At 63.4% G+C, this 25,211-nt stretch carries 19 protein-coding genes; all 19 read right to left on the minus strand.

The annotated features are described in order from the left end of the window. Nucleotides 1–301: 301 nt before the first annotated feature. Nucleotides 302–1,006: a DUF2461 domain-containing protein gene (locus tag NKJ89_RS17225; RefSeq protein ID WP_352604161.1), complete on the minus strand. Its 705-nt coding sequence runs from the start codon at nt 1,004–1,006 to the stop codon at nt 302–304. Beyond that, the gene (gene ligA, locus NKJ89_RS17230; RefSeq protein WP_352604163.1) at nt 1,003–3,207 is read right to left on the minus strand and encodes an NAD-dependent DNA ligase LigA; all 2,205 of its coding nucleotides are present in this window, start codon (nt 3,205–3,207) and stop codon (nt 1,003–1,005) included. Before ligA ends, NKJ89_RS17225 begins: the two co-directional genes overlap by 4 nt. 172 nt (nt 3,208–3,379) lie before the next feature. Continuing rightward, on the minus strand, nt 3,380–5,053 hold the full coding sequence (gene recN, locus NKJ89_RS17235; protein WP_352604165.1) for a DNA repair protein RecN: 1,674 nt from the start codon (nt 5,051–5,053) through the stop codon (nt 3,380–3,382). Nucleotides 5,054–5,270: 217 nt separating this feature from the next. Further along, the gene (locus NKJ89_RS17240) at nt 5,271–6,140 is read right to left on the minus strand and encodes an outer membrane protein assembly factor BamD (RefSeq protein WP_023757017.1); all 870 of its coding nucleotides are present in this window, start codon (nt 6,138–6,140) and stop codon (nt 5,271–5,273) included. 264 nt (nt 6,141–6,404) lie between these two features. Next, nucleotides 6,405–7,355 (minus strand): UDP-3-O-acyl-N-acetylglucosamine deacetylase, encoded by a 951-nt coding sequence (gene lpxC, locus NKJ89_RS17245; RefSeq protein ID WP_352604167.1) that lies wholly within the window; start codon nt 7,353–7,355, stop codon nt 6,405–6,407. Between the two features lie 281 nt (nt 7,356–7,636). Continuing rightward, nucleotides 7,637–9,316, minus strand: a complete 1,680-nt coding sequence (ftsZ, locus tag NKJ89_RS17250; protein ID WP_023757016.1) for a cell division protein FtsZ — start codon at nt 9,314–9,316, stop codon at nt 7,637–7,639. Between the two features lie 66 nt (nt 9,317–9,382). Further along, on the minus strand, nt 9,383–10,690 hold the full coding sequence (gene ftsA / locus NKJ89_RS17255; protein WP_023757015.1) for a cell division protein FtsA: 1,308 nt from the start codon (nt 10,688–10,690) through the stop codon (nt 9,383–9,385). Next, a complete protein-coding gene (locus NKJ89_RS17260; protein WP_352604169.1) occupies nt 10,687–11,628 on the minus strand; it encodes a cell division protein FtsQ/DivIB in 942 nt (313 codons plus the stop codon). The genes ftsA and NKJ89_RS17260 overlap by 4 nt, the downstream gene beginning before the upstream one ends. Then, nucleotides 11,616–12,542, minus strand: a complete 927-nt coding sequence (locus NKJ89_RS17265; protein ID WP_023757013.1) for a D-alanine--D-alanine ligase — start codon at nt 12,540–12,542, stop codon at nt 11,616–11,618. Before NKJ89_RS17265 ends, NKJ89_RS17260 begins: the two co-directional genes overlap by 13 nt. 445 nt (nt 12,543–12,987) lie before the next feature. After that, on the minus strand, nt 12,988–13,953 hold the full coding sequence (murB, locus tag NKJ89_RS17270; protein WP_352604171.1) for a UDP-N-acetylmuramate dehydrogenase: 966 nt from the start codon (nt 13,951–13,953) through the stop codon (nt 12,988–12,990). Beyond that, nucleotides 13,950–15,356 carry a UDP-N-acetylmuramate--L-alanine ligase gene (gene murC / locus NKJ89_RS17275; RefSeq protein ID WP_352604173.1) on the minus strand — a complete coding sequence of 469 codons (1,407 nt, stop codon included), beginning with the start codon at nt 15,354–15,356 and terminating at the stop codon, nt 13,950–13,952. The genes murB and murC overlap by 4 nt, the downstream gene beginning before the upstream one ends. After that, entirely contained in the window at nt 15,353–16,480 is a 1,128-nt protein-coding gene (murG, locus tag NKJ89_RS17280) for an undecaprenyldiphospho-muramoylpentapeptide beta-N-acetylglucosaminyltransferase (protein WP_352604175.1), read from the minus strand. Before murG ends, murC begins: the two co-directional genes overlap by 4 nt. A gap of 1 nt (nt 16,481) precedes the next feature. After that, on the minus strand, nt 16,482–17,633 hold the full coding sequence (ftsW, locus tag NKJ89_RS17285) for a putative lipid II flippase FtsW (protein WP_023757009.1): 1,152 nt from the start codon (nt 17,631–17,633) through the stop codon (nt 16,482–16,484). Beyond that, entirely contained in the window at nt 17,633–19,033 is a 1,401-nt protein-coding gene (gene murD, locus NKJ89_RS17290) for a UDP-N-acetylmuramoyl-L-alanine--D-glutamate ligase (RefSeq protein ID WP_352604177.1), read from the minus strand. Before murD ends, ftsW begins: the two co-directional genes overlap by 1 nt. 8 nt (nt 19,034–19,041) lie before the next feature. Further along, the gene (gene mraY / locus NKJ89_RS17295; protein ID WP_023757007.1) at nt 19,042–20,124 is read right to left on the minus strand and encodes a phospho-N-acetylmuramoyl-pentapeptide-transferase; all 1,083 of its coding nucleotides are present in this window, start codon (nt 20,122–20,124) and stop codon (nt 19,042–19,044) included. Between the two features lie 3 nt (nt 20,125–20,127). Beyond that, on the minus strand, nt 20,128–21,600 hold the full coding sequence (locus NKJ89_RS17300) for a UDP-N-acetylmuramoylalanyl-D-glutamyl-2,6-diaminopimelate--D-alanyl-D-alanine ligase (protein ID WP_352604179.1): 1,473 nt from the start codon (nt 21,598–21,600) through the stop codon (nt 20,128–20,130). Then, nucleotides 21,597–23,051 (minus strand): UDP-N-acetylmuramoyl-L-alanyl-D-glutamate--2,6-diaminopimelate ligase, encoded by a 1,455-nt coding sequence (locus NKJ89_RS17305; protein WP_352604181.1) that lies wholly within the window; start codon nt 23,049–23,051, stop codon nt 21,597–21,599. Before NKJ89_RS17305 ends, NKJ89_RS17300 begins: the two co-directional genes overlap by 4 nt. 54 nt (nt 23,052–23,105) lie before the next feature. Continuing rightward, entirely contained in the window at nt 23,106–24,815 is a 1,710-nt protein-coding gene (locus NKJ89_RS17310; protein WP_023757004.1) for a peptidoglycan D,D-transpeptidase FtsI family protein, read from the minus strand. Next, entirely contained in the window at nt 24,812–25,207 is a 396-nt protein-coding gene (gene ftsL, locus NKJ89_RS17315) for a cell division protein FtsL (protein WP_352604183.1), read from the minus strand. The genes NKJ89_RS17310 and ftsL overlap by 4 nt, the downstream gene beginning before the upstream one ends. Nucleotides 25,208–25,211: the final 4 nt, after the last annotated feature.

Below are 25,211 nucleotides of genomic sequence, written 5' to 3' on the forward strand. Positions count from 1 at the left end.
GGTGCGCGGTTGAAAAGTCAGACGAATTCGCTTGAGCCAACAAATCAGCGAAACTGATATGTCCTGATCTAGCAAGGCCGCGATACGCGCGCCGTGTGATTCCCTGATTCAGTTGGCGCCCTACAGGCGCACTCGCCTGTGCTTCATCGGCTGTGCAGGACGGCGCCAGGACCCGAAACGCAAAACCCGCCTCTGCGGCGGGTTACTGGCGCAAATCAGCACCATGGCTAAATACATAGCTGCACTCACAAAGCAACCAGGCCGTGCATCGGCCTTCGCTTCGACTTGAAAGCCGAAACGGCTATGGGGTGGCCCAATGCTCCGAAACCTTGCCCTCGATCGCTCGGCCCCAGTCGAGCAGCGGCTTGGCACGCAAGGTGAAATCGACGAGCTCGTCGACCAGATCAGCCTCATGAATTCCCTCCTGATCGATGAGGTGCTGGACGACAAAATGCCGGTTGCCGATAGCGGCGACCAGATCTGCATCGCTGATATGCTCGAAGCCGCGTGGGGTGCGCTTCATGCGGCCTTCGGTCTCGAGTTCAAGACGGTTCTTCTTCAACGCCGCCACCAGGGCGCGAAAATCGTCCGGCCTTGTCGCGATGGCTTTTCGCATCGCCAGCAGCAGCGCCGGCTCCGGCTGCCACCAGGCGACGCCGGCAAAGCAGCGCTCCAGCCCGATATGCACGTAGAACACCCCTTGCTCCATCTTGGTGCCGTCGGGCGACAGGATGGCCGACAGATGCCGGTTGTAGGGCCGCTTGTCCTTGGCGAAGCGCACGTCGCGATTGATCCGGAACAGTGATTTCTTGCGGTCGCCGCGCAGGCCGATGCCGGCCTTCGCGAAGCGCTCCGTCAGCGTCTCGACAAGATCGCCGAAGGGATCGCGCAAATCCTTTTCGAAAATGTCGCGATTCGCCAGGAACCACTCGCGGCTCTGGTGGAAATCCAGTGCCTTAAGGAACGGAATGGCTTTGGCGCCGAAGCCGGTGAACGATCCAGTCATGCCTTGCCGATCCGCGCCAGCCAGGCGTCCTCGTCGATCACCTCGATGCCGTGTTCGCTGGCGAGCTTCAGCTTGGAGCCGGCACCGGGCCCGGCCACGACGAGATCGGTCTTCGCCGAAACCGAGCCTGCAACCTTGGCGCCGAGACGCTCCGCCATCGCCTTGGCTTCGGAGCGTGTCATCTTCTCCAGCGAGCCTGTGAATACGATCGTCTTGCCGGCGACCTCGCTGTCGGCCGAGACGTTGACGATATAAGGCTTCGGCTTGACCTGCTTGAGCAGCGCGTCGAGCGCGTCGTCATTGCGTTGATTGCCGAAGAAATCGCGCAGCGCATTGATAACCGTGTCGCCGATGCCGTTGACCGACGGGAAGACACTGTGCGGATCGGCAGCGGCCGCTGTTTCCTTGCCGACGCGGATCAACTCCTCGATGGTCGAGAACGTCCGGGCAAGCACTGCGGCCGTCGTTTCGCCAATATGGCGGATGCCGAGTGCGAAGATGAAACGGTCGAGTTCCGGCTCGCGGCGCGAGTCGATCGCCGCGAACAGCTTGTCTAACCCTTCGTAATTGCGATCCTCGACGCTGCGTACATTCTTGCGCGTCTTGCCCGATGCGGCCTCGCGCTGCCTCGCCTGCTCCTCGCGCCGTTCAGCGAGTGCCCTGGTGACCGCCGGGCGCCGATCCCTGAGCGTGAAGATATCGGCGGCAGTCTTGATCAATCCCGCATTGAAGAAAATGTCTATGTTCTCCGCCCCCAGGCCTTCGATATCCAGGGCGCCACGTGACACGAAGTGGCGCAATCCTTCCACCGCCTGCGCCGGACAAATCAGTTCGCCGGTGCAGCGCCGGCGGGAATCTTCCTTGCCGGTCTTCTCGTTGATCTCGCGCGTCGCCGGCGAACCGCAGATCGGACAGGTGTGCGGGAACTCGTATGGCACGGCGTCGGGCGGCCGCTTGTCGATGACGACGCTGACGATCTGCGGAATGACATCGCCGGCCCGCTGGATCACCACCGTGTCGCCGATGCGCACGTCGATGCCGTCGCGGATCGGCTGGCCGGTGCTGTCCAAGCCCTTGATGTAATCCTCATTGTGCAGCGTGACGTTCTCGACCACGACGCCGCCGACCGTGACCGGCGCCAGCCGCGCAACCGGCGCCAGCGTCCCCGTGCGGCCGACCTGGATATCGATCTTGAGCACGGTCGTCATCGCCTGTTCGGCCGGAAATTTGTGCGCGACGGCCCAGCGCGGCTCGCCTGTGACGAACCCCCATCTGCGCTGCAGCTCCAACTGGTCGACCTTGTAGACGACGCCGTCGATGTCGTAGCCCAGCGCCGAGCGCTGCTCCTCGATCCGATGATAATGCTCGATCAGGTCATCCGCCGATTTCGCCCGTACCATCAGAGGACTGATCTTGAATCCCCACTCCGCGAACTTCTGCACCGAATCATACTGGGTCGGAGCAGGATCCGCTGTCGTGTAGCCCCAGGCATAGGCGAAGAATTTGAGGTTGCGGCTGGCGGTGACGGACGGATCCTTCTGGCGCAGCGACCCGGCCGCCGTGTTGCGCGGATTGACGTAGTCCTGGCCGCCGACTGCCGCCGAGCGTTGCTTCAACGCTTCGAATTCCGCATAGGTCATGTAGACCTCGCCACGGATCTCGATGATTTCGGGCCAGCCCGAGCCTTTCAGTTTCGCAGGGATGTCGGCGATCGTCCTCAAATTGGCGGTGATGTCCTCACCGACGGCACCGTCGCCGCGCGTCGCACCCTGCACGAACACGCCCTTTTCGTAGCGCAGCGAAGCCGACAGCCCGTCGATCTTCGGCTCGGCCGTGAAGGCGATGTCGAGGTCCTTGTCGCGGTCGAAGAACCGCCGGCCGCGCTCGATGAAATCGATGACATCCTGGTCGGTATAGGCCTTGGCGAGGCTGAGCATCGGCACCGCATGGCGCACCTTGGTAAAGCCTTCCGCCGGTGCCGCGCCAACTCTGCGCGAGGGCGAATCTTCGCGCACCAGCGCCGGAAAGCGCTCCTCGATGGCGAGATTGCGCCGCGCCAGCGCGTCATACTCGGCGTCCGAGATAACAGGCGCGTCTTCGGTGTGGTAACGCCGGTCGTGCTCGGCGATCTGTTCCGCCAGGCGCTTCAGCTCGGCTTCGGCCTCGATTTCGGTCAGGGCATCAACTGGCTTCTCGGACATGGTTTTGCACCTGGCTGCTGTTGGCTCGGGACAATAGATCAGGATTCGGATGGACGGGAGCTGAAATTCTGACAAAACCACGCCTAAACAGCGGGATGGAGCCATATGCTGACTCTGTTGGGCCGCCGGATTTGACCAGCTGGAAGCAATTCCCGATCCGCAAGCAGCGCCGTCAGGAAGCGACGGTGTTCTCACGCAGCAGCCGCTCGGCGGCGGCGCGGGCCTCGTCGGTGATGGTGGCACCGGCCAGCATGCGCGCGATCTCTTCCTGCCGCGCCGGCCGGTCCATCTCGGCAATGCCGGTGGCGACACGGTCGGTGGTACCGGATTTGGAGATCAGGAAATGCGTCGCCGCGCGCGCCGCTACCTGTGGCGCGTGCGTGACCGAGAGCACCTGGACGCGCTTCGACAATCGCGCCAGCCGCTGGCCGATGGCGTCCGCGACGGCGCCGCCCACGCCGGTGTCGATTTCATCGAAGACCAGCGTCGGCGCCGAGCCACGATCGGCCAGCGCCACCTTCAGCGCCAAAAGGAAGCGCGAAAGCTCGCCGCCGGAAGCCACCTTCATCATCGGCCCGGGCCGCGTGCCTGGATTGGTGCGCACCCAGAATTCGATCTGGTCGATGCCGTCTTCCATGCGGCTCTCGGCCTCGCTCGTCATTTCCACGATAAAGGCGGCACGTTCGAGCTTCAGTGCCGGCAATTCCGCCATGACAGCCTTGGTCAGACCGATAGCCGCCGCATGACGAAGCGAGGATAGCTGCGCGGCGGCAATGTCATAGGTCTCGCGCGCCGCTGCGGCCTGCCTTTCCAGCCCGTGCAGGCGTTCCTCGCCGGCATCGAGATCGGCAAGGTCGGCAACCATCGTGTCGCGCAGCTGCGCCAGGTCATCGACGGCGACGCTGTGCTTGCGCGAGGCGGCGCGCAGCGAAAACAGCCGCTCCTCCGCCTTCTCCAGCCGTTGCGGATCATATTCGGTGGCGCGCAACGCTGCCTCGACGCCCGATTGCGCCGCGTCGAGCGACAGCATCGCCTCGTCGAGCGACTTGACCACGTCATCGAGCAAGCCCGGCGCCTCCGTCACCTTGCGCTGCAGCCGCCTCAGCAGGCTCGCCAATTGCGGCAAGGGCGAGGACGGGCCGGACAGCACATCCTCCGCATCATGGATTTCCGATGCGATCTTTTCGGCCCGCATCATCGACGCGCGCAATTCTGCGAGGTCGGTCTCCTCGCCCGGCTGCGGATCGAGCTTTGTCAGCTCCGCGACCGCTGCGCGCAAATAGTCGGCCTCGCGCGCGGCCGCCGCCACCTTGGCACGGTGTCGCGACAGCTCCTGCTCGCAGGCGCGCCAGTGCCGCCATGCCTCGCCCGTCGAGCGAACAGCGCCGAGATGGCCGCCGAAGGCGTCGAGCACCTCGCGGTGCGCGCCGGGATCGACCAGCGCGCGTTCATCGTGCTGGCCATGGATCTCGACCAGCGCGCGGCCGACATCGCGCATCAAGGTGACGCTTGAGGGCTGATCGTTGACGAAAACGCGGGTGCGGCCATCCGCCGTCTGCAAGCGGCGCAGGATGATGTCGCCGTCATCCTCGATGGCGTTGTCGGCAAGCAGCATGCGGGCCGGATGGTTGCGCGGCACGTCGAAGACGGCGATGACCTGTCCTTGCGCAGCGCCATGGCGCACAAGCGATGCGTCGCCGCGCGCGCCGAGCGCCAGCGACAAGGCATCGAGCAGGATGGATTTGCCGGCACCGGTTTCGCCGGTCAGCACGGAAAGACCCGGCTGGAAGTCGATATCCAGCTTCTCGATCAGGACGATATCGCGGATCGACAGTCTGGAAAGCATCAGAACCCGAATCTAGAACGGCACGCGACCATTTGCAGTCGCAGCGCCGCACTATCTTTTTGTTTGAGCACCGGATCAATCCGAAAAAGCGCCATGCACGCTTCGGTCCGAATGGCTCCAAGCAGGTTACTCAAAAGTGCCTTGCGGTTTTGCGACAACAACCCGCGACAAACCAGGAAAACCAAGCGGACTGCGCGTAGGCGAAATCCGCTTAGGGTCAGGCGCCGGTGATCATCTTCCCGGCCTTGGATATCCACGAGCCGGCATTTTCGCGCGGTGCAAGCCCATTGCTCTGCAAGAGCTTGTAGGAGTCCTTGTACCACGAGCTGTCGGGGTAGTTGGTACCGAGCACCGCGGCGGCGGTCTGCGCCTCGGAGGTCAGGCCCATCGCGTAATAGCTTTCGGTCAGGCGGGCGAGTGCCTCCTCGACATGGCGCGTGTTGGAATAGTTCTCGACAACGGTGCGGAAGCGCTTGACGGCGGCGATGTATTCACGGCGCTCGAGATAGTAGCGGCCGATCTGCATTTCCTTGCCGGCCAACTGATCGTTGGCGAAGCGGATCTTTTCCTTGGCGTCGTCGACATATTCCGATGTCGGCCAGCGCGTCACAAGATCCTGCATCGTCTGGACGGTCTGACGCGCTTCCTTCTGGTCCTGCGTCACGTCCTTGATCTGGCGGTAGTAGCTCAAGCCGATGATGTACTGCGCGTAAGCCGCGTCATCGGTCGACGGGTAGAGCGTGAGATAGCGCTTGGCCGAGCCGATCGCCTCGTCGTAATTTCCCTGGCGATAGTCGGCGAAAGCGCCCATCACCATCGATTTGCGGGCCCACTCCGAATAGGGATGCTGGCGGTCGACAGCGTCGAACTTGCGGCTCGCCTCTTGAAGGCGTCCGGCGTTGAGGTTGGCAAGGCCCTGATTGTAGAGAACATCGGCCGGTTCGGTCTGGTCGACATAGGTCGACAGGTCGATATCTTTCTCCGACGACATGCAGGCCGACAGGAAGAGCGATGGAACAACCACCGAAAGCGCCAGGAAAACAGCCCTCTGCGGCGCTTTCGATTGACCGACTCGCTTGAAGAACATGATTGGATTCCGCCCTTTCGGCGTTATTTAAATGTCTGCTGCATGCCGTTGTCTCAAAACTGGTCCCCACTTTTGAGCGCCATGCACTAATCGACGGCAGCAGCCATAAACCATTACCGCCTTGCCCGGCAACGCTATCTCCGGCCAATCGCACATTTTTATGGCGGCCAGACACAGCTTGAACATCGGTGCAATTTCACCGACAGGTGGTGCATTCCTGCAACACCAGCCGCCCGCCACGAAACTTGAAAGAAATGAAGAAAATCAGATCATCCAGGGCGCATAGAGCGGCGCGTTGACGGCATTCATCTCGGCACTGCGGCCGCGCTCGCGGCGTGTCGTCTCGACGATCTCGAACGCGGTGCGGTCGGACAGCAGGCGGCGCAGCGCCGCGGCATTCATCCTGTGGCCGCCGCGATAGGAGCGGAAGCAGCCGATGAAGCGGGCGCCGGCCAGCGCCAGGTCGCCCACCGCGTCCAGTGTCTTGTGGCGCACGAATTCGTTGGGATAGCGCAGGCCGCCCATGTTGATGACGCGGTTGTCGTCACCGATCACCAGCGAGTTCTCCAGCGAGGAGCCGAGCGCATAGCCGGCAGCCCACAACCGCTCGACGTCCTTCATGAAGCCGAAGGTGCGGGCGCGCGCGATGTCGCGGCGGAAAATATCGGCATTGAGGTCGGACGCGAACAGCTGACGGCCGATTGCCGGACTTTCGAAGTCGATCTCGATCTCGAAACGGGTGCCGTCATAGGGCCTGAACTCTGCCCAGGAGGCGCCGTTCTCGATGCGCACCGGCTTGATGATCCTGATATAGCGACGCTTGACGGTAAGCGTCTCGATGCCGGCTTGGTCGATGGCCTCGACAAACGCCATGGCGCTGCCATCGAAGATCGGAACCTCGGAACCGTCGATCTCGATGGCGACATTGTCGATGCCGAGCCCGAACAGCGCCGCCATGATGTGCTCGACCGTGGCGATGTGCTCGCCGGCGGGATCACCAAGCATGGTGCACAGGTCGGTTGCGCCGACTTCCGAGACCACGGCGCGAAACTCGCTGCCCTGCTCTACACCGTTGAAAAGCTGAAAAATGATGCCAGTGTCGGCATCCGCCGGCACGAAGCTGATGGAAACTTCCTTGCCGCTGTGGACGCCGGTGCCGGTAAGCGACGCGCGCGTCTTCAATGTCGTCTGATAGTCGTGCAAAACAATCCCCATAAGCCCGTAATGCCTAGGTCCGCTTCTCCAGCCCGAGGGCGCGGCTCTTGTGTGAATCGGCAGGCAGGGCAACTTCCCCCGAAATCCCGGCAAACCGACGATGGTAGGCAGCGAAGATAGTGTTCGTGCAGGGAGACTCCAAATCACGGTTTCTTACTCTGTGTAACCGCGAACCGGGATAGACATGACTTTGTAAGTGATTGAAATCACACCATTTAAAACGTTAACAGGCAAGCGATTCCTCGCTTGCCTGTTAACAACTATTACAGTCCGTTTACCAATCAGTTGGCCTGGCGGCGCAGGAACGCCGGAATCTCCAGCTGATCGTCTTCCTGAGTCGCCCTCACCTGCGGTGTCAGGCGGCCCTGGTCGTCGAGCTGGCCACGGCGCGGTGCGTAGAGCTGCGCGTCCTGGCTGGCAAGACGGCGCACTTCGGGTGCGGCCTGGCGCAGCTTGGGTTCGCGTGGCTGCGCCGGCTGCAGCCGTGCAGGCTCTTCTTCGCGGCGGGTCAGTCCGTTGGTCAGGCGCTTCAGCAGGCCCATCGGTCCGCTGTTGTTCTCGTGGTCGGCCGGGCGGCTCTTGGCATCCACCTCGGCCTTGACGACGGGCGGAAAGTCCTCGACGCGCGGCATGCGCTGCGGCGCCATGGCAACCGGCTGCGGGGCTTCGCGCAGCATCTCGCGCGGCTGCGGAGCCGGCTGCATCTGCTGGACCACCGGCTGCGGCATCGGCTGTGCTGGCGGCGCCTGGAAGATCTTGCTCTGCGGGCGGAAATCTTCGGCGTGAGCGACCGGAGCCGGACGCGCCTGTGCCATGGCCGCGGCATTTGCCTCGGCCAACTGGATGGCTTCGGCGACCGGGTCGATGGCACGCGGTTCGTACGCGGTCTGCTGGACCGGAGCCGGGCGGCTTTCCGGTGCGGCAACGGCCGGGCGGCTGGCCGGCTTCGGAGGCGCCGTGCGGATCGAGATCGGCGCCGCGGCGATTTCAGCCGCCGACTTGTCGATGCCGGTAGCAACCACCGAGACGCGGATGACGCCCTCGAGTTCCTCGTCGAAGGTGGCGCCCAGGATGATGTTGGCGTCCTGGTCGACTTCCTCGCGGATACGGGTTGCGGCCTCATCGACTTCGAACAGCGTCAGGTCGCGGCCGCCGGTGATCGAGATCAGCAGGCCCTTTGCGCCCTTCATCGAGGTCTCGTCGAGAAGCGGGTTGGCAATCGCCGCTTCGGCGGCGGCCATCGCACGGCCCTCGCCCGAAGCTTCGCCGGTGCCCATCATCGCCTTGCCCATCTCGCGCATGACGGAGCGCACGTCGGCGAAGTCGAGATTGATCAGGCCTTCCTTGACCATCAGGTCGGTGATGCAGGCAACACCGGAATAGAGCACCTGGTCGGCCATGGCGAAGGCGTCGGCGAAGGTGGTCTTGTCATTGGCCAGCCGGAACAGGTTCTGGTTGGGGATGACGATCAGCGTATCGACGCACTTCTGCAGTTCCTCGATGCCGAAGTCCGCTGTCTTCATGCGGCGCTGGCCTTCGAAATGGAACGGCTTGGTGACGACGCCGACGGTGAGGATACCCTTTTCGCGCGCTGCGCGGGCAACGACCGGAGCAGCACCTGTGCCGGTGCCGCCGCCCATGCCGGCGGTGACGAAGCACATATGGGTGTTGGTCAAGTGATCGAGGATCTCGTCGATGCACTCTTCCGCCGCCGCACGGCCGACTTCCGGCTGCGAGCCGGCGCCGAGGCCCTCGGTGACATGCGCGCCGAGCTGGATCAGGCGGCCTGCCTTCGACATGGTCAGCGCCTGCGCGTCGGTGTTGGCCACCACGAACTCGACACCGCGCAACCCGGCGGTGATCATGTTGTTGACGGCATTGCCGCCGCCGCCGCCGACACCGAACACGGTGATGCGCGGCTTAAGCTCGGTGATGTCCGGCTTTTGCAGATTGATGGTCATTGTCTCCGTCCTTTGCCTTTCACGCCGCTTCGCCGCCGCGGCCGCCTATGGGGCTGTCCCCGTCAATTAGAAACTGTCTCTCAACCACTGACTCATGCGATGCAGTTTTCCGCCCGTTCCAGTCATTCTGAGACCGGAAATTCCTTTCGCCGGATGGCTCTCGAAACTCGCCATCTGCGGGTAGATCAGAAGCCCCACCGCGGCCGAGAAGGCCGGCCCCTTCGCCGCTTCGGGCAGGCCGGCCACGCCGAGTGGACGGCCGATGCGCACATTACGCCCCAGGATGCGGCGCGCTGCCTCCGGCAGGCCGGCAAGCTGGCTGGCGCCACCAGTGAGCACCACACGCTTGCCCACCGCATTGCCGTAGCCGGACTTGTTCAACCGGTCGCGCAGCAATTCCAGCGTCTCGTCGATGCGCGCGCGCACGATGCGCGTCATCACCGAGCGCGGGATCTGCAAAGGCACGTCGCCATCGTCGCCGATCGGCTGGATCGAGACCAGGTCGCGGTCGTCGGCGCTGCCGGGCAGCGCCGAACCATGCATCACCTTCAGCCGTTCGGCGGCATCGAGCGAGGTCGAAAGCCCCTTGGCCATATCAAGCGTGACGTGATTGCCGCCGATGGCGATGGCATCGCCATGGACGAACTTGCCTTCCGAAAACACCGAGATCGTCGTCGTGCCGCCGCCCATGTCGATGCAGGCAGCGCCCATTTCCAGTTCGTCGTCCACCAGGGCCGCCAAGCCGCTGGCATAGGGTGTCGCCACCATGCGCTCGACCGACAGATGCGAACGGTTGATGGAAAGCTCCAGGTTGCGCATCGGAGCGGCATCGCCGGTCAGCACATGCATGTCGACGCCGAGTGCATCGCCGACCATGCCGCGCGGATCGCGCACGCCGCGTTCGGCATCCAGCGAGAAGCCGACGGGTAGCGAATGGATCACCTCGCGCTCGGCCTTCAGCGCCTGCTTGGCGCCGGCGCCCAGAACGCGCTTGATATCGGCCTCGTCGGCCTCGTGGCCGCCAAGGTTGATGGTGGCGGAGAAGGCTTCGCTCTTCAGCCGGCCGGCGGTCATGTTGACGATCAGCGAATCGACCGTCAGGCCAGCCATGCGCTCGGCCGCATCGACGGAAAGGCGGATGGCATGCTCGGCGCGATCGAGATCGACGACGACGCCCGACTTCACGCCTTGCGATTTCTGATGGCCGATGCCGATCACCTGGATCCGGTGCGAGCGGCCGCGCAGCAGCTTGCCGTCATCGCTCGGCTTCAGCTTGGCCACCATGCAGCAGACCTTGCTCGAACCGACATCCAGCACCGTCAGGGTGCCGGACCGGCGCGACGAGGCATCGCCATGACCGCCAAGCCAGCTCATATCTTCGTCTCCGGCTTGCGCTTCAGGCTCTTGGGCTTTTCGTTGAGTGCGGCTTCGCGCTGCGTCGCCGCCTCGGGCGTCAACTGCACGACCAGCCGGTCGGTCAGACGCATGTCGACGGCGGCGATATCGCGCGACAACAGGCCCTTGTCATGGTCCATCTTGACGAGTTCGGCGAGCGCCTGATCCTCGCCGTCCTCGGGAAGCTTGACGGTGATGCCATTGTCCAGCTTCAGGTCCCAACGTCGCTCACCGACGCGGACATAGCCTTTGATCCGGCTCGCGAGATCGGGATATTTTTCGATCTTGGCCAGAAAGTCGGGCGCGCTCGCCGGCGCGCCGGTGCCGATCAGCAGCGGCAACAGCACCTGCTTGCCGCCCGAGAACGGCGCGATCACGGCGCCATTCCTCTCGATGACGGACAACTCGTCACCCTGCTGCCAAAGCGCGAAGGCGGCGCGCTCCTCGACACGCACTTCCAGCGTGTGCGGATAGACCTTGCGCACCGCCGCGACCTCGATCCACGGCAGGCCGGAAATACGCTCGCGCGCCGCCGCCGCATCGAAGCCGATCAACGACGTCCAGCCGTCGAGTTCGAGCCTGTCGAGGATATCGATCTCCGAGGTCTGGCGATTGCCGACCACCTTGACCTGGTCGACGGCAAAGCCGGTGCGGGCGGTGATGCTCTGGACGATGCCGTCGACGTGGCCGCCGAGATAGGCGCCGTAGGCACTGCTCGAGGCGATCAGAACGGCCGACATCATCGCCGCGGAAAAGCGCGGCGCCTGGAATTCCCCAACACCGAGACGGGCCAGAATACGCACAGGGCGGCGAAGTACGCGCGGCAGCACGAAATGGCCTGATGACAACGGCAGGCCGAACAGCGCCGGCTCGGCCGCGCCCCTCTCCTTACCCTGTCCCCATTTCAACGCAGACACGAAGCGTCCTCCACCATCCAACTCAACAAATCGCCAAACGAGTGCCCGGCCTGGGCGGCGATTTCAGGCACCAAGGACGTCGGCGTCATACCCGGCTGGGTGTTGACCTCGAGCCAGACAATCTCGCCGTTTTCGGAATGCCGATCGTCATAACGGAAATCCGATCGGGAAACGCCCCGACAGCCGATCGCTTGGTGAGCCTTAAGCGCCAGTGTTTGTATTTTTTGGTAAATATTCGGTGAAACTTTTGCGGGGCATTCGTGCTTTGATCCCCCAGCGACATATTTTGAATCATAGTCGTAGAAAGAATGGCCGGTCGGGATGATCTCGCAGACCCCCAGCGCCACATCGCCCATCACCGCACAGGTCAGCTCACGGCCGTGGATGTAGCGCTCGACCATGACGGTGTCGCCATATTTCCATTCGGAAGAGCCTATCACCTGCGGCGGATGCGACTGACCTTCATGCACGATGACGACGCCAAAGCTCGAGCCTTCATTGACCGGCTTGACCACATAGGGCGGCTTCATCGGGTGCTTGTTCTGAATGGCGAAGCGGCTGGCGACCTTCGATTCAGCGACCGGGATACCGACCGATTTGGCAACCCGCTTGGCCTGCTCCTTGTTCATGGCCAGAGCCGAGGCGAGCACGCCGGAATGAGTGTAGGGAATGCCGAGATACTCGAGGATGCCCTGGACGGTTCCGTCCTCGCCAAAGGGACCATGCAGCGCGTTGAAGACGACATCGGGCTTGAGCTCGGCAAGTACGGAGCCGACATCGCGCCCGACATCGACGCGGGTGACCGGGTAGCCTTCCTGCTCGAGCGCATCGGCACAAGCCTTTCCCGAAGACAAAGACACGGGCCGCTCGGACGAAAAACCACCCAGCAGGACAGCCACATGCTTGCTTTTCATTCCCCGGTATCCCCTCTCACGGCGGACCAAAAACCAAGATTTTCCGCAACATTGAGTCCGAGTCTCCCGGCAGGTTGCCCCCCAGACGGAAAACGCGGGTGACGCGTCGAACGACTCAAATCAGGAAACGCTTTCGAACAGAGAATCAGAGAGTTGATTCACTGGCAAGTACTTACGATTCCGAGAGATTCACTTTCTGAGAAAATAATGCGAAAAGCGTGTCGTTGAGTTCTTCGGGGCAACGGTTGCGGGCCGTTTTGGCACCGTCGAACTTAATGTGTCACATGAAGTTCGACGTGCGTAAGATGTGTTGAGATTCAGGTCAGGCCGAGTCGAAAATGATGGTTTTCGAGAACCGGAGCGGAGCGGACATTCGGGTCCGTGAGCACCGGAAGCGTAGAAAGCCGTCGTTTGCAGGCCGGCATCACCTGAATATCAGCGCACCTTAAAGCAGCTGCCCGAGAAACTCCTGCACGGCATGTCCCGGCCGGAAATTGCCGATGCGCTTGATTTCCCATTGCAGCCGGATACCGGAATTCTCCAGCACCCGCGTGCGCACCGTCTCGCCGAGATATTCAAGGTCGTAGCCGGTCGCGGTTCCCGTGTTGATCATGAAGTTGCAATGCATCGGCGACATCTGCGCGCCGCCGATCATCAGGCCGCGGCAGCCGGCCTTGTCGATCTCCTTCCAGGCCGACGTGCCTTCGGGATTCTTGAAGGTCGAGCCACCTGTCTTCTCGCGGATCGGCTGCACAGTCTCGCGATGGTTCTGCACGGCATCCATCGCTGCCTTGATCACGGCCTTGTCCTCGGCAAAGCCTTCGAACACGGCCGAGGTGAAGATCAGCCCCGCAGGTGCCGCCGAATGACGATAGGCGTAGCCCATGTCGGCATTGCTGAGCGTCTGCACATTGCCCTTGCGGTCGAGCGCGCGCACCTCGACGACGCGCTCGCGCGTCTCGACGCCATTGGCACCGGCATTCATCCGCAGTGCGCCGCCGACGGCGCCCGGAATGCCATGGTAGAAATGAAAACCGCCAATGCCGGCCTCGAGCGCCACCGCGGCGACGCGCTTGTCGGGCGTGGCCGCGCCGGCCTTGATCCTGATTGGCGAAATGACTTCCGCTTCGCCAAACCCCTTGGCCGAAAGCCTGATGACAAAGCCCGGAATGCCGCCGTCACGGACCAGAAGGTTGGATCCGACGCCGACGATGGTCAGCGGTATTTCCTCCGGAACGGCTTTGAGGAACGTGGCAAGGTCCTCTTCGTCCGCCGGCTGGAACAGCACTTCCGCCAGACCACCCGCACGGAACCAGGTGATCTTGTCCATCTCGGCATTCGGCGTGACGCGCCCGCGCAGGCCGGCAAGCCGGTCGCCAAGTCTGTCGATCAGGGCCTGGCCGTGCATCATGAGACCGTCCCGCCAAGCTCCTTGGGCAACGCATAGGCCCATTGAGTGATGTTGCCGGCGCCCAGGAACACGACGAAGTCGCCTGGTTTGGCCAGATCGCGGATGATGGGCGCAATCGCCACCGGACCCTCGATGTAGCGCGCATCGCGATGGCCGCCGGCGCGGATGCGCGACACCAGCGCGTCCGAGCTGACGCCTTCGATCGGCTCCTCGCCGGCCGCATAGACCGGCGCCACCATCACCGTGTCGGCGTCGTTGAAGCAGGCGGAAAACTCGTTGAACAGATCATGCAGACGGGTGAAGCGATGCGGCTGGGCGATGGCGATGACGCGCCCCTTGGTGGCGCTGCGCGCCGCCTTCAGCACCGCAGAGATCTCGACCGGATGGTGGCCGTAATCGTCGAACACGTCCACGCCGTTCCACGACCCGGTATGGGTAAAGCGGCGCTTGACGCCGGCGAAGGACGACAAGCCCCTCTTGATCGCCTCGGCCGACAGGCCGAGTTGATGCGCGACCGCGATCGCGGCGGTCGCGTTGGAGACGTTGTGACGACCGGGCATCGGCAGCCGCAAGCCTGCTATCGTCGTCTGGTCGCCGGTCTTGCGGTCACGGATCACCACGTCGAATTCCGAAATGGCACCCGCCATGCGATGGTTGGTGAAGCGCACATCGGCCTGCGCGTTCTCGCCATAGGTGACGATGCGGCGGTCCTCGATACGGCTGACCAGCGCCTGCACCTCGGGATGATCGGTGCACATCACGCCAAAACCATAGAACGGCACGTTTTCGACGAACTGGCGGAACGCCTCGCGTACTTTGTCGAAGCTACCATAGTGATCGAGATGCTCGGGATCGATGTTGGTGACGACCGCGATCTCGGCCGGCAGCTTCAGGAAGGTGCCGTCGCTCTCATCGGCCTCGACCACCATCCACTCGCCATCGCCCATGCGGGCGTTGGTGCCATAGGCATTGATGATGCCGCCATTGATGACGGTCGGATCGAGCCCGCCGGCATCGAGCAAGGTCGCCACCATCGAGGTCGTCGTCGTCTTGCCATGCGTGCCGCCGATGGCCACCGCCTGGCGGAAGCGCATCAGCTCGGCCAGCATCTCGGCCCGGCGCACGATCGGCAGCAGCTTTTCGCGCGCGGCCTTGAGTTCCGGATTGGATTTCTTGATTGCCGTCGAGACGACCACCACCTCGGCATCGCCGAGGTTTTCGGGCTTGTGGCCGACAAAGCATTCGATGCCCTTGTCGCGCAGCCGCTGGACATTGGCGCTCTCGGCCTGGTCGGAGCCTTGCACCTTGTAGCCGAGATTGTGCAGCACTTCGGCAATGCCGCTCATGCCGATGCCGCCAATGCCGATGAAATGCACAAGGCCTATGGTCTGCGGCATCTTCATGCTTGCGTCCCCTTCCTGAAATCCGAAACGGCTTTTTTGGACGCAATAGCCTCTGTGAGATCGGCGAGCAACCGTGCCGCGTCGGGCCTGCCCGCCGATTTCGCGCCCGCGGCCATCGCCACCAGCCGCTCGGGGGCGTCCATCAGCCCGCCGACGAGGGCTGCGATGCGTTCGGGCGAAAGCGAGGATTGCGGGTGCACTTCGCCACCGCCGGCGGCGGCAAGGGCCGCTGCATTCGCCGCTTGGTCGTGGTCGAGCGCGTGCGGGTAAGGCACCAGCAGTGCCGGCCGGCCGATAACGGCGATCTCCGAGACTGTCGAAGCGCCGGAACGCGAGATCACCAGATGCGCGGCCGCCATGCGTACCGCCATGTCGGTGAAGAACGGCGAAACCTCGACGGCTACGCCGAGGGCGGCATAGGCAGCCTTGACCCGCGCCACGTCATCCGCGCGCGCCTGCTGCGTGATCACCAGCCGCTTGCGCTGGGCATCGGAAAGCAGCGCAATCGCCCCCGGGACGGCGTCTGAAAAGAACTGGGCGCCCTGGCTGCCGCCGAACACCAGCAGGCGGAACGGCTGTTCCCCGACCGACACCGCATAAGCCGTCTTGGCCGCTTCCAGCACGGCAGGCCTGACCGGATTGCCCGTCGTCACCGTCTTGGCGCCGGCAGCATTGGTGTCCTGCGGCAGGAAGCCGCCGGCGATCGCATCGACACGCCCGGCCAGCGCCCGGTTAGCGCGGCCCATCACCGCGTTCTGCTCGTGGATCAGCGTCGGCACCTTGCGACGCGTCGCCGCGTAGAGCGGCGGCAGGGTCGGGTAGCCGCCGAAGCCGACGACGGCATCCGGCTTGATCCTGGCAATGATGGCGGAAGCCTGGCGCACGCCGCGCCAGATTTTCCAGAAGGCGCCAAGCAGGGCAAACGGATTTTTCGAACCCATCGTCGCCGACTGGATCGGATGGACGGCGGCGGCCGGAAAATGGCCGGCGAACCGTTCGGCACGGTCGTCGGTTGCCAGGTGCACCGACCAGCCGCGCTCGTTCAGCTCGTGCGCCAGCGCTTCGGCCGGGAAAAGATGCCCACCGGTTCCGCCCGCCGCGAGAAGGATGACGCCTCTGGCCATATCACTCCGCCGGCAGCGCGCGCTGCGGCAGCGCAAAGCCCATCTGCTTGCGCTTCTCCGGCCTCTTGCGTGTCAAAGCCAGCACCATGCCCATCGAGATGGCGATGGCGATCTGCGAGGAGCCGCCATAGGAGATGAACGGCAGCGTCATGCCCTTGGCCGGCACAAGCTGCAGGTTGACGCACATATTGATGACGGCCTGCAGGCCGAACACGGTGACGAGGCCACCGACCGCATAACGGGTGAAATCGTCATGCTCCTTCAGCGCCGTGTTGAGGCCGCGCAAAACGATGAAGGCGAAGATCGACATGATGAAGAAGCACATGATCAATCCGAATTCTTCGCCGGCGACCGAGAAGACGAAGTCGGCATGGCTGTCCGGGATGACCCGCTTGACGGTGCCCTCGCCCGGCCCGACGCCAAACCAGCCGCCATTGATCAGCGCCTCGCGCCCCATGTCGACCTGGAACGTGTCGCCTTCGCCGGTGAGGAACTTGTCGATGCGCAAGGCAACGTGCGGAAACACCGTATAGGCGGCAAAGACGCCGCCGACGCCGGCGGCACCCAGCGCGACGATCCACAGCCAGGGCAGCCCCGCCATGAAGAACATGATGCCCCAGGTGCCGGTTGTCAGCATGGTCTGGCCAAGATCCGGTTGCGCCACCAGCAGCGACACGACCAGCACCAGCAACAGCATGGCGAACAGATTGCCCGGAATGTCGGGCTGGCGCTTGTGCTCGGCAAACAGCCACGCGCACATGATGACGAAGGCGGGTTTCAGAAATTCAGAGGGCTGGATGGACAGGCCGGCAAGCGATACCCAACGGCGCGCCCCCTTCACCTCGACGCCGACATAGAGCACCGCCACCATCAGCACCAGCATCAGGCAAAGCATGATCAGCGCCATGCGCCGGATCTGCCGGGAATCGAGGAACGACACGGCCAGCATCACGCCGAGCGCCGGCACGGTGAAGATGATCTGCCTGGTGGCGAAGTGGAAACTGTCGAGACCGATGCGCTCGGCCACCGCCGGGCTGGCGGCAAAGGACAGCACGATGCCGAGCCCCATCAGCGACAGGAACGCTGCCAGGAACCAGCGATCGATCGTCCACCACCAGGTCGCAACCGGACTTTTGTCGAGACGGCTTTGCATTATCGTGTCCCTCCGATGGGTTTCACGCCCTCGATAGCATGCGCAGCTTGCCTGAAGGCTTCGCCGCGGACTTCGAAATTCTTGAACTGGTCGAAACTGGCGCAGGCCGGCGACAACAGCACCACCGCCTCGCCGCTGTCGTCCAGTGCCGCATCATGCGAGGCGTGCTCGACCGCTGCGGCCAGCGTGCCGGATATTTCGTAAGGCACGGCCTCGCCCAGCGTCGCCGAAAAGGCAGGGGCGGCCTCGCCGATCAGATAGGCCTTTGCGATCCGCGGAAAGAAACCGCGCAACGGCTCGATCCCGCCTTCCTTGGGCAGGCCGCCGGCGATCCAGTAAATGCGCGCAAAGCTGGACAGCGCCGGTGCCGCTGCATCGGCATTGGTCGCCTTGGAATCGTTGATGAACAGCACATGGTCCTTGCGGCCGACCTGCTCCATGCGGTGGGCGAGGCCGGGAAAGCTCTCCAGCCCCGACTGTATCTCGCCGAGCTCCAGTCCGACCTTGAGGCAAGCGGCGACCGCAGCCAGCGCGTTCTGCGCGTTGTGCTGGCCTCGCAGCGAGCCGATGCCTTCGAGGAAAGCGACGCGGCTGTAGCGGCCGTGCACAGCCTCCATCAGGTAGCTGCCGTCGGCGAAATAGCCGTCGGTCAGCGGCAGCCGCTTGGAAATCCGGATGACATGACGCCCCGCCCGCTCCAGCCGCTCGGCGATCTGCGCGCACCAGGAATCGTCGATGCCGACGATTGCCGTCTCGCTGCCGGCCACCAGCCGTTCCTTGATTGAGGCGTAGTGCTGCATGGTGCCGTGACGGTCGAGATGGTCGGGCGTCAGATTGAGCAGGATTCCGGCCGTCGGGTTGATCGAAGGCGCGAGATCGATCTGGTAGGACGAGCATTCGACCACATAGTGCCGATCGGGCTCAGGCGGATCGAGCGTCATCACCGCGCGGCCGATGTTGCCGCCCATCTGGGTGTCTCGTCCCGCCGCTTTCAGGATATGCGCCGTCAGCGCGGTCGTCGTCGACTTGCCGTTGGTGCCGGTGATGGCGATGAAGGGCGATATCGGCGCCTTGAGCATCCGTTCGCGGCAGAAAAGCTCGATGTCGCCGATGATCTCGACACCCGAACCGCGCGCCAGCTCCACCGTCCAATGCGGCTTGGGATGCGTCAGCGGAACGCCCGGCGAGAGCACGAAGGCCGAGAACTTCGCCCAGTCGGCGCCGCGCAGATCGGCTGTTGCAATCCCGGTGGCGGCGGCCTTGGCGACGCTTTCGGGATTGTCGTCCCAGGCCAGCACATCCGCGCCGCCCTCGATAAGCGCGCGCGCCGTCGCAATCCCCGAACCACCGAGCCCAAAGAGCGAAACGCGCTTGCCTGAAAAGGATGCGGCGGGGACCAAGCGGACTCCTATCTCAGCTTCAGGGTTGACAGGCCGACCAGCGCCAGGATGACGGCGATGATCCAGAAGCGGATCACCACCTGGCTTTCGGTCCAGCCCAGCTTTTCGAAATGATGGTGGATCGGCGCCATCAGGAACACCCGCTTACCGGTCATCTTGAAGTAGCCGACCTGGATGATGACCGACAGGATTTCCACGACGAACAATCCGCCGACGATGACAAGCACGATCTCGTGTTTGGTGGCGACGGCCACGGTGCCGATCAGGCCACCCATGGCCAGCGAACCGGTGTCGCCCATGAAGATCGCCGCCGGCGGCGCGTTGAACCAGAGAAAGCCGAGGCCGGCACCGATGACCGCGCCAAGCACGACCGCCAGTTCGCCGGTGCCAGGCACGAAATGGATCTGCAGATATTCGGCGAAGACAGCGTTGCCGGAGAGATAGGCGATGACGCCGAAGGAGGCCGCCGCGATCATGATCGGCACGATCGCCAGCCCGTCCAGACCATCGGTCAGGTTCACCGCATTGCCGGCGCCGACGATGACGAAGCAGGAGAACGGAATGAAGAACCAGCCGAGATTGACGATGAATTCCTTGGCGAAGGGAAATGTCAGCGACGAGGAGAACGGCGCCTGGCCGTTATGCATGATCACCCATGCGGCAATACCGGCGATGACGAATTCGAGCGCCAGCCGCGCCTTGCCGGAAAAGCCGAGATGCGACTGCTTGGTCACCTTGAGATAGTCGTCGTAGAAGCCGATCGAGCCGAAGCCCACAGTCACCAGCAGTACCACCCAGACGTAGATGCTCGACAGGTTCGCCCACAGCAGCGACGAACCGATGATGCCGGACAGGATCATCAGGCCGCCCATGGTCGGCGTACCAGCCTTCTTGAAATGCGTCTGCGGCCCGTCGGCCCGGATCGGCTGGCCCTTGCCTTGCCGCAGGCGCAGCGAATTGATGATGGTCGGTCCGAAGATGAAGACGATCAGCGCCGACGTGATCAACGCCCCGCCGGTGCGGAAGGTGATGTAGCGGAAGACGTTGAAGGCCGAGATCTTGTCCGCAAAATCGACGAGTAATGTGAACATGCGTTATCGTCCCCCGACCTGGGTCTGTTTTCTGGTTGTCGATTCAGGCGGGAATTTGCCCAGCACCGCATCGACCAGTTTTGTAAAGCCGATGCCTTTCGACGATTTGATCATCACCACGTCGCCTGGCCTCAGCGCGGCCAGCAGCACCGGCTTCAGTTCCTCGACACCGGCACGGTATTCCGTCTTGACTTCACCGGGCAGTATCTCGGCCAGCGCCCGCATTTCCGGGCCACCGAGGAAGACGGTCTGTGTCCCGGTGCCAACGATAAGGTCGGCGAGAGCGGCGTGCAGCTTGGCCGAATGGTCGCCGAGTTCGAGCATGTCGCCGAGCACGGCGATGCGGCGGCCCTCGCCCGTAACCGGCGTCGCGTTGAGCAATGCCATCGCGGCAGCCATCGACGCCGGATTGGCGTTGTAGCTCTCGTCGATCAGCGTGATCGGCCCGCCGGGGTAGCTAGAAATCGAGCCACCGGGGTGGCGCAGCACATGGCGCTTGCCGCGCCCGCGCTCGGCCGAGAGATCGGTCAGTGCCAGGGCCACTTTGTCGAGATCGGCCCCGATCAGATGCGCCGCTCCCAGCACCGCCAACACGTTCTGCACCATATGGCGGCCGGGCGCACCGATCCGAGCCGACACTTCGTGGCCGCTGATCCTTGCGGTGATGTCGGAATGGTCTGCGTGCAGTTCGCATTGGACCAGCTTGAAGGTCGAACGCGCATTCTCGCCGAAGCCGTAGACGTGCTCGACGCCGGCGGCATGCGCCATTTTGTCGAGAATCTTGAAGCGCGCATCGTCGCGGTTGAGGACAGCGGCACCCTTAGGCTCCAGCCCTTCGAAAATCTCGGCCTTGGCCTTGGCGATCTCGTCCAGGTTGCGGAAGAAGCCAAGGTGGGCGGCCGCGATCATGGTCACGATGGCGACGTGCGGCCTCACCATTTTCACCAGCGGCCGTATCTCGTCAGGATGGTTCATGCCGATTTCGAAAACGGCATAGTCGCAATCGGCGGGCATGCGCGCCAATGTCAGCGGCACGCCCCAGTGATTGTTGAACGACTGCGCCGAGGCGTGCGTCTTGCCGACGGCTTGCAGCACATGACGCAGCGCTTCCTTGGTGGTGGTCTTGCCAGCCGAACCGGTCACCGCGATGATTTTGGCTTGGGAGCGCGCGCGGGAGGCCACTCCGAGCTTTTCCAGCGCGACCAGCACATCATCGACGACGATGATCGGCGCCGTCAGCCTGCCGAGCGACGGCAGCTTGCCTTCAGCCACCACCAGCACTCCGGCGCCGGCCTTGATGGCTGATGTGGCGAAGTCATGCCCATCCATCGCCTCGCCCTTGATGGCGAAGAAGGCGTCGCCCGGCTGCAAGCTGCGGCTGTCGATCGAAATACCCGATATGCCGTCCGGCATCGGCCCGAGCGGCCGCCCGTCCATGGCGGTGACCAGCGCCTCGGAGGTCCACAACAAGCTCATGCGGCACGCTCTACGAGTGCTGCGCGAACTTCCTCATGATCGGAGAAATGCAAGGTCTCGGAGCCGATCGTCTGGCCTTCCTCGTGGCCCTTGCCGGCTACGATCAGCGTGTCGCCGGCATGCAGCATGGCGACCGCCTCGCGGATCGCCTGGCGCCGGTCGCCTATCTCTATGGCACCAGGAGCAGCGGCGAGGATCGCAGCGCGGATTGTTTCCGGTACTTCAGAACGCGGATTGTCGTCGGTGACGATCACGACATCGGCAAGCCGCGTCGCGATCTCCCCCATGATCGGCCTTTTTCCGCGGTCACGGTCGCCGCCGCAGCCGAACACGACGACGACGCGACCGGTGGTGAATGGGCGCACCGAGGCCAGCACGTTTTCCAGCGCGTCCGGCTTGTGGGCATAATCGACATAGACCGGCGCGCCATTGGCGGTGGTGCCGACGAGGTCGAGCCGGCCCGGCGCACCCTTCAGTTTCTCCAACGCCATCAAGGCCTTGGCAACTGGCGTTGCCGTGGAAATGGCCAGTCCCGCCGAAACCAGCGCGTTCGATATCTGGAAGTCGCCGGCCAGCGGCAGGTCGATCTCGTAGAGCACGCCGTCGGCCTCGACCTCGGCGCGTTGGCGGTGGCGCTCGTGCTCGACCCGCTTCAGCCTGAGGAAATCGCCATGACGGCCAACCGTCAGCACTTCGAGCCCGGCAGCCCGCGCCGCTTCGATCGTCGGCGCCGACCATGGATCGTCGGCGAAGATCACGGCCGGAGCGCCCTTCGGCAGCAGCGTGTCGAACAGGCGCAGTTTGGCGCGGTGATAGTCCTCGATGGTCGGATGGTAGTCCATATGGTCGCGGCCGAGATTGGTGAACCCGCCGGCTGCCAGCTTCACACCGTCGAGGCGGCGCTGGTCGAGCCCATGGCTGGAGGCTTCCATGGCGGCGTGGGTGACGCCGGCATCGGCCAATTCCCGCAGCAACTGGTGCAAGGCGACCGGATCGGGCGTCGTCAGCGAGCCATAATCGTTGCGGCCCGGTGCTACCACGCCGGTGGTGCCGATCGAAGCGGCGGCACAACCCGCCTGCTCCCAGATCTGCCTGGTGAAGGCCGCGACCGACGTCTTGCCGCTGGTACCGGTCACCGCGACCATGGTCTGCGGCTGCTTGCCGAAATAGCGGGCCGCGCTCAGCGCCAGTGCCAGGCGCGGATCGTCGACCGCCAATAGCGGAACCGACAGTCCAGCAATGGCGCTGCCCTTGCCGGCCACAATCGCGGCCGCACCACGCGCGGCGGCGTCGGCGGCATAAACGGCACCATCGGCCTTGGTTCCGGCGAGCGCAAAAAAGACAACGCCCGATCTTACCTGGCGGGAATCCGACGAAATCCCGATGACCTCCAGATCGGCGGAAGTTATTCCTTCGACTGGCAGGATACCGGCTAGGTCTCTTAGTTTCATCGAACCCCGTTCACCGCAACAAAATAGCGCGCAGTTACCGGCGCGCCCTAAGAATCACTGATAGGAAACCAGCGTTGCACCATTTTCATGGCTGAAATCTGGCTTCACGCCAAGCATGGCAGCCGCACGCCGGATAATGTTGCCCGCCATAACGCCCGCGTTCGATGCCGCGACGTCTGTCATGCCCGGCTTTTCAGGGTGCGGGGCGTCGGCAATCGTAAACACCAGGTATTGTGGATCGTCCATCGGAAAGGCGGCGACGAATGTATTGAAATTCAATTCCTTCGAGTAGCGGCCATTGATGACCTTCTCGGCTGTTCCGGTCTTACCGCCAACGCGATAGCCGGGCACTCTGGCGTTTCTGGCCGAGCCCTTCTCCGCGTTGAGCGTATACAGGTAGCGCATGCCGTCGACCGTCTTTTCGCTGACCACTTTCTTGGCCATGGCCATCGCTTCTTCCTGTGTACGGATCAGGAAGGTGGGGTTCATCAGGAAGCCGCCATTCATCAGCGCGGCGCAGCCGACAGCCGCTTGCAGCGGCGTCGTCGACACGCCGTGACCGAAGGCGATTGTGAACGAATTGACCTGTTTCCAGACCTTCGGTTCGGTCGGGCGGGCGACTTCCGGCAGTTCGGTCTGCATCTTATCCAAAATTCCAAGGCGATGCAGGAATTCGCGGTGCCCCGCGATGCCGACCATTTCGGCCTCCCTGGCCGACCCGATGTTGGACGAATAGAGGAACACCTCCGGCAACGACAGCACACGGTTCTTGCCGTGGAAGTCGTGAATGGCCTGATGGCCGACCCGGATTGGATGCGAAGCATCGAAGCGGCTCGCCATCGTCGCCTTGCCCGAATCGAGCGCCATGGCAGAGGTAAAGCTCTTGAAGGTCGAGCCCATCTCGTAGAGGCCTGCCGACATCCGGTTCAGCCGGTCCTTGTCTTGCGCATTATAAGGATTGTTAGGATCAAAATCCGGGACCGAGGCCATGGCCACCACTTCACCGGTCTTGACGTTGAGCACAACGGCGCCAGCGCCCATGGCGCGATAGCGCTCCAAGCCGGCGGCGATCTCGTCGCGCACCACATGCTGGACGCGCAAATCGATCGAAAGCCTCACCGGCTTGAGATCCTTGGCCACCGCGAGGCCCGATGCCTGCAGGTCGCTCAAACCCTGCTCATCGACATATTTCTCCATCCCGGAGATGCCCTGGTTGTCGATGTTGGTAAGCCCGACAATGTAGGACGAGGTCTCGCCGCTCGGATAGAAGCGGCGCTTCTCGGTGCGGAAACCGAAGCCGGGAATGCCGAGCTGCATGATGTCGGACTGCTGCTTGGGGGTCAGCTGACGCTGCAGCCAAACGAAACCAGCACCGCTCTTCAGCTTATGGTAGGTCTGCTCATAGTCGATGTCCGGAAGCACCGTCGACAGCTTCTCGATCGCCTCGTCGGCGTCGACGATGCGGCGCGGCTCGGCAAACAGCGACGCTGTCTTGATGTCCGTCGCCAGAACTTCGCCGTTGCGGTCGACAATGTCGGGCCGCGATGCCGTCACCCGGCTTTGCGGACCGCCCGACATGTCCGGGGTTTGGAAGCCGAGATAGACCAGGCGCCCGGAAATCGTCGAGAAGATCCCGAAGAACACCGCCATCGTCATGACGATGCGCGTCCTGCCCTTGCCGCCGGTCGCCTTGCGGGCGCCCTCGACGACGATCGAACCGCCTTCACCCGTCCTCACGCGACGCTTCAGCAGTTTGCCGATCATTGGGCGATGCCTCCGGTCACCACGGGATCCTTGCTGCCAGGAGGCGCTTGATCGGAATTGTCGGCCATGCCGCCCTGGCGTCCGGACAGGATGTCCTGGATGTCCAGGGATTTGGCCGGCAGGTCGCCGATGCCGACGATCTGGCGAGCGCTAACCGGCTCGAGTTCGAGCTGTGACTTGTAGAGTTCGGCCAGCTTCTGCAGCCGCGATGGCTGGGTGAGCAGGCTCCAGTCAGCCTTGAGCAGGTCGATCGTGTCCTCCTCATAGCGAATCTGCGCATGGATCTTCTGCACCGAAGCCAATTGTTCCTCGGCCTCGCGCTTGGCCTTGTAGGTAAGGGCAGCCGCCCCAACCATGACGGCGATCAGGACGATGTCGCTGGTACGAAACACGTGC

This window comes from Mesorhizobium sp. M0047, assembly GCF_040323315.1.
Taxonomy (GTDB): domain Bacteria; phylum Pseudomonadota; class Alphaproteobacteria; order Rhizobiales; family Rhizobiaceae; genus Mesorhizobium.